Here is a 13,594-nt window from a genome sequence, read left to right on the forward strand (position 1 = left end):
TTTAAACAATGATGATAGTCATGAACGCAATGTTTGTAACTAACTAACTAACTAACTAATCAAAGATATGTCCGAATAAGCAATATTTCTAGTGAAAGATGAGTCGCTGTTTGACTATAAATAACTTCCTTTAGATTCTGTAATAGACTCCGTTTTTTAACTTAAAAATATGCACCTGTGGGACTTGGGGTAGAGCCTGTGGATTAGTGGAGACTGCTCCGGGAAATGAAACGGGAATGAAACAGAAAACCCGTTAAATCTTTAGATTTCGTGGGTAGTTTACTCACGGTCTTCCTTCTTTGTGGTTTCTGATTTGATCTCCCGCTCCGTAATCGCAATGGCATATGCCTCATTGTTATCATTTATCAATGAGGTGGCGGTCAGCCACACATCCACGATTCGACCGTCCCTGGTGAGCCGCTGAGTGCGATAAGGTTTCAAGGCCTCAGCGTGGCTAAGCTTCTTCAATGTGGCCAACTCTTCTTCTTTCCGGTTTGCCGGGATCAAGGAGCTAATATTCATCGTCAGTGCCTCGGCTTCACTCCAGCCATACATATTCTCAGCTTTCGAATTCCAGGCTAGGATGCGGCCCTCCATATCCTGCAACATTATAGCATCGCTTGCATCATGCACTATCACGGCCAGGCGGCGCATGGCCTCGGACTTCTTCAGAATATCCCTTGCCCGCTTCATCTCGGAAATATCAATAAAGGTGATCACTGCACCCTTGATGACGTTTTCAAGAGTGCGATAGGGCCGGATGCGCAGCAGGTACCACGAGCCTTCCCGGGTCTGGACTTCAATATCTTTGGGTATCAGACTGTCCAGCACCTCCTTTATATCTTCTACCAGACGGGCATAATCCAGCAGGTTCGAGACGATGTGCCCAACCGGCCGTCCCACATCAGTCGGGATCAGATTGATTATCTGTGTAACAGTAGGAGTGAAGCGCAGGATGCGCAGTTGAAGGTCCACAAAAATAGTACCTATACCTGTACCTCCCAGCAGGTTGTTCATATCGTTAATAGCCTGCGACAGATCAGTCACCTTGTTCTGTAGTTCGGTATTGACCGTAGCCAATTCCTCGTTTACTGACTGTAGTTCCTCCTTGGAGGTCTCAAGCTCCTCGTTAGTAGATTGCAGTTCCTCGTTGATTGATTGCATCTCTTCGTTGGAGGATTTGAGTTCTTCATTGGAGGTCTCCAGTTCTTCATTGGAAGCTTTAAGATGTTCTTCCTTAACCTGCAATTCCCGCTTCAGTTCTATGATGCGCGCTTCGCTTTCCCCTGTGTCCTCAAAGTTTCCTTCACCGGTAGCTATGGTCGTGGTCTTCCCGGGTTTGCTCTGCTCCCACTCCGGCGGTTCCTCAAAGGTGATCAGGAACAGGTCTGGCCCGGAGGCTGCGTCAGGGTCTGCCGCCACAGGTCTTAATGCCAGATTGACTGTAGTGAAGTCACCGTTGGTTTTAACCCGCAGCCCGGGGTGAAATACCGGCTCTTTACTGACCACGGTTTTGTACAGATCCGTGGTCAATTCCTGTCGCAATCCTTCACGAGCCATCTTCAAGATATTCAGACCAGCCTCACCCGGAGCTGGCTCCAGGTACATGCCGGTACGGCCGTGAAGATAGAGGATCTCGCCGTGCTTGTTGACGAGCACACTGACCGGGGTGTAATATTGCAGTATCATCTGTTCGGTTAGCTCGCGCAGTTGAACTTTGCTTTCTAGAGGAGCTTTGCCGGACAGTCTTTTAGGCTCCCGACTTTTCAGTTCCGGTGTGACAAATGTCCCTATTTGAGGGAGTCCATTGATAATATCCTTTTTGTGATAGATCTTCGACGTGCGGTCCAGCGTGTCAAAAAGGTTATCGAACTCACCCATGGTCTCAGAGGGACCAAGGAAGAGAAATCCGCTCGGTTTCAATGCGTAGTGGAAGAGGGGGGTGAGCTTTCTCTGCAGTTCCCTGTCCATATAGATCAGCAAGTTCCGACAACTGAGCAGGTCGAGTTTGGAGAATGGTGGGTCTTTAATAATGTCCTGCTCGGAAAAAACTATCATATCACGGATACTTTTTCGGATGCGGTAGTTGCCATCCGAATCCTGGATAAAGAAACGCTCCAGCCTTTCCTGTGAGATGTCGATGGAGATGCTGGCTGGATAGGCTCCTCTGCGGGCTTCTCCGATGGCCCGGCTATCAATATCGGTTGCGAAGATTTGTATCTTGAACACTTGCTTCAACAATTCCATCTGCTCAAGGAGCAGGATGCCAATGGAATAAGCTTCCTCACCTGTGGAGCAACCGGGCACCCAGATCCTTATCGCTGAGTCAGGGTGCTTGCCTGTAAAGAGGTTAGGGATGACTTTCTTCTGGAGCGTCTCGAACGCCGTGGGATTCCGAAAGAAACTGGTGACACCGATTAAGAGGTCGTGAAAGAGCGCCTCCACTTCAGCAGGTTTTTGTTCTAAATAACACACGTATTCATCCACAATTTTGAGATTCAGGATGGCCATACGCCGCTCGATGCGACGGTTGATGGTGTTCTGCTTATAATGGGAAAAGTCGTGACCTGTCTGGGTACGCAGCAGGTTAAATATATGTTTCATCGTATCTTCGGCCCTGGGGATCAGGGGCCTTTTTCCAAAGACTTTGCTGATATAGGCAATGAGCTGGGCCGACATCTCAGCTGGAGGCAGGACGTAGTCTGCCAGACCTGTGGTAATAGCACTGCGCGGCATGCCGTCGTACTCGCTGGATTCAGGGCTCTGTACCATTAACATGCCACCCTCCGCCTTGATAGCCCGCACTCCCAGTGCGCCGTCGCTGCCGGTACCCGAGAGTACGATGCCAGTGGCCAGCTCCTGTTTGCTCTGAGCCAGGGAGCGGAAGAACAAATCAATTGGCAGGCGATAGCCGTGTGGTTTGGCCGGTTCCAGCAACTTCAGCGTGCCAGACTCAAGAACCATGTCGTGATTAGGTGGAATGACGTAGACGCAGTCAGGCTGGACAACCATCCCATCCTTGACCTCATAAACCGGCATCCGTGTATAGCGCCCGACCAGGTCGGTGAGGATGCTTTTGTGGTTCGGATCCAGGTGCTGCACCAGAACAAAGGCCATATCAAGCCTGGTGTCGTCGGGAATAGCTGAAAAAAAGGCTTTGAATGCAGCCAGCCCACCAGCCGATGCACCGATGCCCACGATGGGAAAATCATCTTTTAAGGGTTTATCCGGGTCTACATTCGAAGCCGGGGGTTCATTAATAGAGGTTTCTTCTGTAGTATGCAGCTGTTCTTCTTTTGAAACCTGTGTTTTCCCTTTAATTGCAGTTTTTTTCCCGACCATATTATCTCATCCTTTAATGCCTAATCCTGAAGCGATATAAAGCCTTATTTATATACATGATTCCGGCTACTCTTAGGGTTGAAATCATAAAAAAATGGTGAATTGTGAAAAATGAATATGTACAATGACAGTATATAAAAAAACTAATAGATAAATCCTTGTGCATGTCAGGTAAATTTACCAGGTGTTCAGGTGCTGGGTCCTCCCGTAGAGAGCCGGGGTTATTAACCGGACCTCGGTTTTGTAATTCATTTCAAAAAAACCGACCCCTGCATTGACCGTTGAGGGCGCCGGGACAAAGGGTCGATTCAATAAAAAAGGCCCGCGTTTTATTGAATATGTTTTCAAAAACAAAGGGGGGTTAAAGGGTTGAAGACCACTGAAGAAAAAAGAAAAGGGAGAATTGTAGGCCAATCAGAAAACCGGCCCGCCCCTTAAAAACCTGCACCACTTATGCAATATACGTAGACAGATTGGGTGGGTCACTTATTAAATATACGTTAATAGTCTGCTTGAGCTCGCGAAGCGGGCGAAACGGACGCGGGCTCCCGAATCGCAACTCGGGTGCCGAAGCGAAATTCGGGTGGCGCAACTCGGGAATTATATCCCATCAAAATAATGCCCTGTATTATATTCCACATCCGCTTTTTTCAGCTTTCCTTTCTTTCCATCAAGGGCCTGCCTGTACGCCCTTACAATATCCTTTATGTCTTTTTCATCGGTTAGGGTGAGGTCAAGTCTCAGCACATCCGCGCCGCTCAATTTCAGGTCCTCAATGTATTCCAGCATGGAAAGCACCTTTGAATTGTAGATAATTGTCCGGGTGCCCCAGCGTTTTATGGGGAAGCTCTGGTCTTTGTGGTCAAGGAGACAGGCCTCACTGTCCATTTTCATAATATTCTGGTCAATAAGCGGCCTGAGGAGATCGTGTTCAGTAACAAGCATCTGTTCCCGGCCGTGGGCCGTAATTTCAAGCTCTTCGGCTTTACCGCAGGCTTCAAGGGCCTCGTAAACGGCCCGAATCTCCTTCAGGTTCAGTTCACTTGAAAGGCCGACCCTGTAAGCTCCAGCTTTTTTGAAAGTATCGACCGTGAAAGAATTGAAGACGACCAGGTCTTTTCTGGCGACAAAGGGAATCTCCAGCTCCTTTGCAAGCTGTACGGCCCCGAAATCAGCACATCCAACAGTAAAACCGGCCTCCTTTATCTCCTTCAGGAGAGGGGTAAGGGCTCTGAGTTCCTTATTGTGGGCAACCTGCGGGATATTAAAGACGATCTCAAGCCCTTTTTCAAGCAGGGAAGCCAGTTTAATCTGGTACCTGGCAGAAGTCAGGTCATAGAACTTTTTAACAGGCAGGTAAATAATGTCTGCTTTTCCGTCCGTGGCCTGGAGAAGTCCCTCCGGGTTTTTTACCTCGACACTCAGACGCGGGCCCTGATGGCTTTGAAGGCTTTTTGCGGAAGCTAGTCCTGTGGGAACATTCGGAGAAGTTTCAGCATCGGTATCGTTTTTGCACAGGCCGGTAAGGTTCGAAAGCTGCGGGTTTCGCGGCTCCTTTGGAATTAAGTTCATGGCCTGAACCAGCAGCTGGTCCATAGCCTGTCGCCTTGCACCTTTAAGAGCCCCGATAGGGATGAAGATGTCTTCATCGGCATCTATCTCAACGGACCCCGCCTCGTAAGGAGTATCCCCGAGCTGCTCCATTGCTTTCCTTATCTTATCTTCGGTTGTGGGGGCTTTCTGGGCAGGCTGAACAACATACTCATCCTCAAACTCCACACGGCCCGCAAGCGGGCTTTCGACCGTGATCTTAAGCTGCTCCCCTTTCTTGGCTCTGACCTTAATGTTTACGAGCAGGGGGTCTAATTTAAGGTCCTTAAGCTTTGACAGGAAACGTTTGTCCGTTGTGAGGAAAACCTCATCCTGAAGACTGACGACCTTTCCGGTTTTGGGGCTGATCTCAAGGGTTACTTTCTCCCCTCTATAAGCCCTTTCCAGGCGCGAATCGTCTCTCGAAATTATGCCGTTTATTGATGAACCGAGCATCCCGGTTTTAGTCTCGACCTGGGTGTGAATCCCTATCCCATCGTCTACCTGGATATCTTCCATGAGGGTAAGGGTTATCCGGGCGTGAGGATAGGTGCGGGAAATTTTTACGACTTTCCCGAGGTAAACCCCGTAGTTTGTGCTGTACTCAAGATGGGTGACTTCCTGCTCTCCAAGAACAAAGCCCCCGGTAAAACCTCTGCAGAAAAGCTTTGCAAGCTCTGTTTTTTTCCGATCAAGTTCTTCCAGGTTCAGGGAATTTCCGGTCTTGCTGATCCGCTCTACCGCCTCTTTGTAAATGGCCGAGGTGCCGGTTACATATTCGGGCTTCTTCATCCGTCCCTCAATTTTCAGGCTCTCGACTCCGGTTGCCACGATTTTGTCGAGGCCCGGAAGGGTGAAAAGTTCGGCGCAGCTTATGGGATAATCTCCCCCGATAACCTTGTTCTGCGGCTCGCCGTCCACCATAAGTTTGTACCTCCACCTGCAAGGCTGAGCACAGGCCCCCCGGTTTCCACTCCTACCGCTTACGAAACTGCTGAAGAGGCACTTTCCGGAGTAGGAGTAACAGAGAGCTCCATGGATGAAGATTTCGACTCCGATATTTGCGGAATCCACGATTTCTTTAAGCTCGTTTGTGGAAAGTTCTCTGGATACGATTACCCTTGAAGCTCCGAGCCCCTCCACAAACCGGACCCCGGCTTTGTTGTGGATCGTCATCTGGGTACTGGCATGTAAGGCCAGGTCCGGGAAAGCCTCTTTCAGGAGCCTGAAAAGACCCGGATCTCTGAGAATGATTGCGTCAACGCCCGCAGTGTAGGCCTGGTCCAGTACATCCAGGGCAGGCTGGAGTTCTTCTTCCTTGAGAGGAATGTTGAATGCGATATAGACTCTGACTCCACGGGAATGAGCCAGATCGATTGCTTTTTTGAGTTCCCGGACGTTAAAGTTCTTTGCGCCCTGACGGGCGTTAAATTCCCCAATTCCAAGGTAAACTGCATCGGCCCCGCCTTTGAGAGCTCCAAGAAAAGCGTCATAGTCCCCGGCAGGAGCCAGGATTTCCGGGGAGTTACATTTTGTAAGGTTTTTATTCAATTATATCAGCTCTTATGATTGTTTTCTATTTAGGAAAAGTGAAAATGGGTGATTCTGGTGAATTTGATGATTTTAAATCCGTAAAAGAGAGTCTACCTATAAAAGGGGATGGTTTTCTGATATATCTATGTTTGAGTATATAATCATTTCTAATATATATTAATGATGTCGGCGGGCGGATAACAGGCTTTCCTGATTGGGCAGACAGTGTCTAAAAGTGCTGATAGAATTCAGAAGAACGTGTCTGAAAGTGGACAATTTTTATCCCGGCCTTGTTCCAGATGATGATGAAAAACAATTCCTTCGTCCTTCACAATATATAAAAATAAACAGTAATGTATAAGTATTTCAAAAATGATATTGTTTATAATGTTCATTTGAAAATGAGCATGATACATTAATAGAGGTTACAAAAATATGACACATAACACAAAAAATGAAGGAAAGAACTCGGCAAAAGACATGGCCAGTGGAAAAATTGACAAAAAAGAACTTCATGAAAGGTATGCTGATGCAAAGTTTAGAGGAGAAGGAAAAGAATTTAAAGAAGGATATGCAGAAGGGGCTTCGGAATAAGCCAACTCTTTTTCAAAAAACCTTCGCCGAATGAAGAAAGTGTTCAAATTATGGGTGTGTGGAGAATCGAGGAATCCCACGATTAAGACACGGGATGAATCGGACTCCCTCTTTTTTTCAATTGTTTTTTACTGAAAGGCATCCTTTTATTATTCTCCTATTAATTAAGAATCTTGCCGGATTGGGCAGGTCACCCGCAAAAGGCCCGGGGGTTTTTTCAGAATATTCTACAAAACGGACATGAAATGTCCGTAACTTCAATTATATGTATTTATTCAAGTGTTGGGTCGTAAAAGGTATTAAGTATATTTATTTTATTCATACCGGCCCCCGGCAATTCTCCAAAATTATGAGAAACTATCCTTTTTGGGAAATAGCTTCAAAAAATCCCCGGGACTTTTTTTTGAAAATGTACAAAACGGGCAGGGGTTTTCCGGAATTAGAGATTACTATGGAGTGAGTCAAATATAATATCAAGTATTTTTGTTTACCATTCCTTAACCACCCGAGTTCCGCTTCGGCACCCGAGTTCCGCTTCGGGATCACAGGAAATCAAAGATTTCCTGGGAGTTGCACTGCAAGTGCAACAGCACGGGGTCCTTTTCGCTCGCTTTGCGAGCTCAAGAGGACTGAAAAACGCCAGAGTAACTGTACTTGTTGTCTTCCTGCATTATTTTTCCGTGTATTCCGTGTGTTCCGTGGTTTGAATGCACACACACCAAACACCCCCTTACACAAAAACACAACATGTATGAGTATAAAACAACTCCCAAAATAAAACCTGTAATTATATTTTCACCATTCCTATAGAAAACGGCGGCGGGTTTTATTTCAGATCCAGAAATCAGACCTTACTTTTTCTTCAAAAGGGCCTGAGCTATTTTCCGGCCCAGTTCTTTTGCATCCCTCACAGCTTCGGCCTGATCTTCAAACCTGTTGACTCCCACAGATTCAGCCGTTGCTTCCGGCCCGAACATCATTTTCAGCCCGCTCGTATCACATTTTTCCCTTTCCCCACACTTTATACAGGGCACGTTTCCAAGCACCTTTACCGAGCCTATTAAATTCATTCCTTCTTCCATCATATAGTACATGACAGCGTTTATGCCGCTTTCAAAAGCATTCGGCAGCATTTCGCATCCTTCGGGAATGGCCGAAGTCATTATTATTCCCCCCGGTTTTCCTCGCATAAACCCGTGCTTATGGCGCAGGGGATAAAGCCGCTCGATAAAGGTTTTCGTGCGCGAGTCAAGGGATGAATAAGGCGTAAATCCTGCGATAATCAAAGCGTCCGCTTCTTTAGCTTTTTCGGCCAGCAGGTTCCCGTCATCCTCGAACACACAGGCGTTTGTCTCAACACACTTCAGGCAGGCTATACATGGTTTGATATCGTATTTTACAAGCTTTATAAATTCGGTTTCCAGGCCGGTGGCATCAAGAGCTGTTTTTAAGGCCCGGTCCGTGTTCCCATTCGGGATTGGCGACCCCGACACTCCTAGAACTTTCATGATTTCCCCTCCGAATTGATGTTCGGTTTTTGATATATTTTCATTGGGGCTGCCGGAATAAGTATCTAATCAGATTACATTTCCTGTTTTTTGAGATTTATATATATTTTTTGGCGGGGCCTTCGGCCCTCTTTTTTTTGAGTTTCTATATATATTCCGACCTCCGTTTTTTTCACCATTTCTATCTCCTATTCTGTCCCTGTTTTGGGTTTTATGAAGAAGTGCAAAAAACGCGGCGGGGATAAGGGAATGAAAAAAAAAGATGTGGTTTTTTCAGAGATAGGTAGTGAGGGGGAGAGGAGGAAAGGGAATAAAAAACGGCGAGAAAGGATAGGTAGTGAGGGGGGGTGCAGGGGGGAGAGGAGGAAAGGAAAAATCGGCGGCGAGAATATGAGAGCTTCTTTTGGGAGAGGAGGTAAGAGGGGTTGCAGGGGGGAGAGGAGGGAAGGAAAAATCGGCGGCGAGATAAAATAACCTCTCTAATGAGGGATAGGTAGTGTAGAGATGGTGGGAGGAGGAGGAAAGGGGGAATAAAAAAAGACCAAAAACAGAGTGGCAATCTGAATAGGTTTTTCAGGACATCTATTTTTTGGCCACAGATTAGAGTAAGCAGAAATCCAAGTATCGGAAATCAAACAAAGAGAATCAGAAAAACGATAGATGATTAAGTTGAACTTACTTATTTTTCCCTTTCGATTTTCGAACGTATTCTTTTAGCCTGATTGTTTATTTTTGTAGCTTCACGATTCTTTCTCATCTTTATCAACAAAGAAGCATACATTTCAAAAAGGTCAACGAATTTAAGACTATTTTCTCCTCCGGTATTTTCCATAACTTTAATTGCTCTTTCATAATAGAGTCTAGCCTTACGATACTTATTTTGTTTATGGTAAAATATCGCTATATTGTTAAGGCAAGTACCCACAGTTGGATGGTCAGAACCAAGGGACTTTTCGGTGAGTTCAAGGGCACGGATATACAGAGGTTCGGCTTCGGAATAACGACCAAGAGCACTATAAACAGCAGCTAAATTGTTAAGGCGAATACCCACATCGGGATGGTCAGGACCAAGGGACTTTTCGGTGAGTTCAAGGGCACGGGCACACAGAGGTTCGGCTTCGGAATAACGACCAAGAGCACTATAAACAAGAGCTAAATTATCAAGGCTCTCTGCTATAACCGGATCTTCTGGATTTAAAACATTTTCTCGGATTTCTAATGCACGCATATTTAGTATTTCAGCTTCTGAATACCTGCCCAAATCTCTGATAAGTTCTGCTAAATTGTTGAGACTCTCAGATATGTCCAAATGTTTGGGTCCTAACACTTTTTTTCGAATATTCAATGAACCTGTCAAAAGTGACTCGCTTTCCTTAAAACGTGCACGTTTATGCAGGTACTTTCCGGCTGCATTTAATAATTTCCCAGAGTCTTCAGTTTCTATGTTCCACCATTTAATATGTTCTGCACAGGTCTGTGCATGGGGAAGAAGTCTGTCGCAAAGCTCCCAATTTTTATACTCGACTTCAGGAAATGCAAGATTTACAGCTTTTACAACATGTTCAACCCAGAGCTGCTGCTTGTTTTCATTCATCCCATCCTTTAGCACTGCTTGTACGAGTCTGTGAATGTCGTATGTTTGCTTATCAGTGTCACGAGTGATTAAGGAATATTGCGTAAGGGGTTCAAGAATTTCATCAAAAACCAGAGGGTCATTTTCAACGTCTTCTAGGGCTGAAGAGATTTCAGGGCCCAGTTCCTGTGCCCCTTTGATAAAAATCTCAGATGGGATATTAGAGGATTTTAGAAAAGCACTTACATATAATATTTCTGCTGAAGCTTTTGAAATTTGCTCCACCTTTTCGAAGTTCAAAAGCCAGGTAGTAGCTACTGATTTTGGATATTTGTCTGCTACAACTTTGAATTGTTCCAATAAGTTTAATCCACGTTTTTTGTAACTGGTGAGATAATTTGCAAAGCTACTGTTCACTTTTTTAATATAAGCTCCAGCTTGTTCTATAGCCAATGGAAGATAATCAAGTTCAGATGTAAGTTCCTCAAGTGCTTTACGTTCCGAAGATTCTAAGTTTTTACGTCCAGTACGTTTGGTGAAAAACTTCCGTGCTTCATCGGGATGCATTTTTTCCATTATAATTGGACTTGTGATACCCAGATTGTCAAATAATTGTGCCCTTGAAGTTAGCAGTATGTGTCCTTTCGGATTCGAAGGCAGGAAGTTTTTCACAATTTCAGGTTCATCGGCATTATCAAAAACCAGCAACCAATTTTCATTGGTTCTAAGCCAGTTTTTTACGGCAGAAACAACGAGGGATTGATCAGCGTCATTTTTAACTGGAAGATCCAGAAATTTTGCAACAGATACGTAGTCTGAAATAATTGAATCTTCAGACTCACCCTTTACCCAAAAAACGAATTTATATTCCGCAAGATAACGATATGTGTATTCAATTGCAGTTTGAGTTTTTCCAATACCCCCAAGTCCACAAACTGCTATTGGTTGCGATAAAGCCGTTACCTTTTTTGACAGGAGAACTTCATGAATTTGTGATAACTTATCATCTCTACCAGTGAATAAGTGGTTCCGTAGGTATGGTACATTTGATTTCGTGGATTTTGATTCCTGGTTAGGCTGAGATGACTCAATGGATGTGGAACCGGAACCAGAATATTCACTAATAAACGGAATCTGAGAATTAGTAGGTGAATCACCTTTTTGTATCATTTTGTCCAGAACAGCCGTTATCTCAGGAGGGAACTTTTCAGCACGTCTGTGTTCCACAACATCAGAATTGGTATCGATTATTAAAGAAATCTTTTGCTCAATCATAACTTCTAAGACAGGCTGATTTTTGCTTTTAAAATGAGTGATGTATTCTTCACGCACGAAGGAACCGTATGATTTAAAGTCTTCAGGATGCAGCCTCACATTAAGAAGAACTTTATTCAAATCGACAAAATCAACTTTTGTATAGTTATGTAACCACCAGTATACACCGTTATCTGGATTTATAGAAAAAAGCTTTACCGTTTCAATTTTTACGCGCTTGCTGCTTATATCAAGTTCATCCGCAAAACGTAAAAGTGCAGCAACCATTTTTTTGCGGCTGTTTGGATAATAAGTGAAATAATCGGAACAATCATCAATTGACAACTTAGAATGGAATTTGCATACATCCATTAAATCATCCACGAGATCATCAGGTACACTTTTGATCCATGGAGATAGCACCGAATCATTTTTTTCATACAGGTAGTCAATCCAGGCTGCGGAAAGATAATGATGATTTTTACGAATTTCGTTCTGCTCTTCTGGGGAATATCCATTTGTTGTTTCGGAAGTAAATTCTCTATCGAACTTTGCGCCTAAATCCTCGGCTCTTTCCTTTATTTCAGGATACCTGACAATATCGCACTGCATTCCGATGTCATGCAAATAAACGCCTGCTAGAAGTAAGTAGATCTCCGGTTCCAAAAATTCAGCATTTGGATTTACTTTGAGCAACTTGTCTACAAAATAAGCAATTCTTTCACTATGCTCTACACCATGATCCGTGTAGTTCTGCACTATTCTTGGTGCGTCATTTGCCCAGATACTTTCCATCACCCCACGAATTAAAGCAAGGCTGCTAGATAACTTCGGATCCAAAATATATTTTTTTAAGATTATATTTTCAATTTCTGTAAATCTAGTGTCGCGTCAATCCTCAAGTGTCGGATAAAGACGCGATAATTTTATTCTTGCATCCTCGGTTGTGAATTGCCAATTAACCTTCGAGTTTTTGTTGTTTCTGAATTTTTGCCAAGCCAATACCTCTTTCCTAACAAACTCGATGTTGTCAATTCTCCTTTTTAAGCACTGACCTGTAAGCACATTCAATTCAATCTCTGCCATATTCAACCAGCTTCCATGTTTTGGGGTGTACACAAACTCAAACCGATCCCATAGTGCCTTCGCCTTCTCTGGCGAAAACTGTTCATAAAGAGATCCAGGAATGTGTGTGTTTAGATTATCCATTACCAGCGTTATTTTGTATGCGTATTCATATTGAGCCGCGATTTCTTCCAGAAAACAAGCCCAATCTCGCTTGGTTCTACTTTCGGTAATTTTTACCATGCGTTTTCCTGCCAATGGTTCACAGGCAAGGAATATATTGCACGTTCCACAACGCTTGTATTCGTAATCATACCTGGCTGGTTTCCCGGGTGAACCCGGGACAGGAATTCTTGTTTCTGCAATCAGTTGTTTTGGAGATTCGTCCATACATACAACAGGATTTAGTGGATCAAATGGACGCTTATAAACATCAAGCACCATTTCCATATTTGCAACAAAGCTACTGTTTTGTTTCGGTGGAATTAACCATCCTTTCTGTTGCCAGGGTTTAATTTCGTTTTTTTTAAAACACGTCGAACGGTTTCATGAGAAATATTATCAATATAGCCAAGCTCTACAACCTGATCAGCTAACAACCTCAAAGACCATATTGCAAAACCTTCGGGTGGTTCGCTGCAACTTAAGGCGAGTAAATGGGCTTCAAAATCACCATCAACTTTTTTTTTGTAAATGCGGCTTCCTTTTTTTCCGTTAAGGGTAGCTTCAAGACCCTCTTCAACAAACCGCTTCTTAACTCGATCAATTTTTCTCATGCTTATATTCAGGACACGTGAGATTTCTTCGTTGGTTGAATGTTTGTCATTCCATTCACCTTTGTCGCAACCAAGCAAGATAAGAGCGTTGATAATTTTATGTGAGTTATGGTTGCCCTTTGAGGCAAGTTCACAAAGATCTTTACGTTCATCTTCAGCAAGTGTCACAGTGTATTTATTCATAAGAAATCCTCTGGGATTCATATGAACAACATGCAATATATCTGTTACGTCATTTTACGCATGACGCGACACTAGGCATGTTACCTCTCAGAAGAATCGACAACTTTTAAGTTAAATTGAGTGAGATGACTTTTTAATATAACCATGTTACGAATTTATGATATAAGTGTTGTTAA

The 13,594-nt window shown here is 44.2% G+C and carries 7 protein-coding genes; 2 read left to right on the forward strand and 5 right to left on the reverse strand.

The genetic code is table 11. The features are described 5' to 3' along the window. Positions 1-279 precede the first annotated feature (279 nt). Both ACZ5QV_RS15340 and ACZ5QV_RS15345 read right to left on the reverse strand, forming a co-directional pair. Entirely contained in the window at positions 280-3,342 is a 3,063-nt protein-coding gene (locus tag ACZ5QV_RS15340) for a chemotaxis protein CheB (protein ID WP_464600619.1), read from the reverse strand. A 600-nt stretch (positions 3,343-3,942) separates the two neighbouring features. Next, entirely contained in the window at positions 3,943-6,483 is a 2,541-nt protein-coding gene (locus ACZ5QV_RS15345) for a U32 family peptidase (RefSeq protein WP_464600620.1), read from the reverse strand. 417 nt (positions 6,484-6,900) lie between these two features. On the opposite strand from ACZ5QV_RS15345, the gene ACZ5QV_RS15350 reads away from it, so the two are divergent. Then, positions 6,901-7,059, forward strand: coding sequence for a hypothetical protein (locus ACZ5QV_RS15350; protein ID WP_464600621.1), 159 nt, complete (start codon positions 6,901-6,903; stop codon positions 7,057-7,059). Positions 7,060-7,910: 851 nt separating this feature from the next. Here ACZ5QV_RS15350 and ACZ5QV_RS15355 read toward each other — a convergent pair. Next, positions 7,911-8,567, reverse strand: coding sequence for a flavodoxin family protein (locus tag ACZ5QV_RS15355; RefSeq protein ID WP_464600622.1), 657 nt, complete (start codon positions 8,565-8,567; stop codon positions 7,911-7,913). 213 nt (positions 8,568-8,780) lie between these two features. Between ACZ5QV_RS15355 and ACZ5QV_RS15360 the strand changes: the two genes are divergently transcribed. Beyond that, a complete protein-coding gene (locus tag ACZ5QV_RS15360; protein ID WP_464600623.1) occupies positions 8,781-9,041 on the forward strand; it encodes a hypothetical protein in 261 nt (86 codons plus the stop codon). A gap of 205 nt (positions 9,042-9,246) precedes the next feature. Here the strand turns inward: ACZ5QV_RS15360 and fxsT are convergent, their stop codons facing one another. Further along, positions 9,247-12,189, reverse strand: a complete 2,943-nt coding sequence (fxsT, locus tag ACZ5QV_RS15365; RefSeq protein WP_464600624.1) for an FxSxx-COOH system tetratricopeptide repeat protein — start codon at positions 12,187-12,189, stop codon at positions 9,247-9,249. Between the two features lie 96 nt (positions 12,190-12,285). Further along, a protein-coding gene (locus ACZ5QV_RS15370) for an IS630 family transposase (protein WP_464600625.1) occupies positions 12,286-13,418 on the reverse strand; the annotation gives its coding sequence in 2 pieces (ribosomal slippage) (positions 12,286-12,992 and positions 12,992-13,418; 1,134 coding nt in all). Positions 13,419-13,594 lie beyond the last annotated feature (176 nt).

Source organism: Methanosarcina baltica, assembly GCF_055394095.1.

Coding starts and splice junctions, on each gene's coding strand:
- ACZ5QV_RS15340 (WP_464600619.1), bottom strand. CDS start 3,342: ATGGTCGGGAAAAAAACTGCAATTAAAGGGAAAACACAGGTTTCAAAA.
- ACZ5QV_RS15350 (WP_464600621.1), top strand. CDS start 6,901: ATGACACATAACACAAAAAATGAAGGAAAGAACTCGGCAAAAGACATG.
- ACZ5QV_RS15355 (WP_464600622.1), bottom strand. CDS start 8,567: ATGAAAGTTCTAGGAGTGTCGGGGTCGCCAATCCCGAATGGGAACACG.
- ACZ5QV_RS15360 (WP_464600623.1), top strand. CDS start 8,781: ATGAAGAAGTGCAAAAAACGCGGCGGGGATAAGGGAATGAAAAAAAAA.
- fxsT (WP_464600624.1), bottom strand. CDS start 12,189: ATGGAAAGTATCTGGGCAAATGACGCACCAAGAATAGTGCAGAACTAC.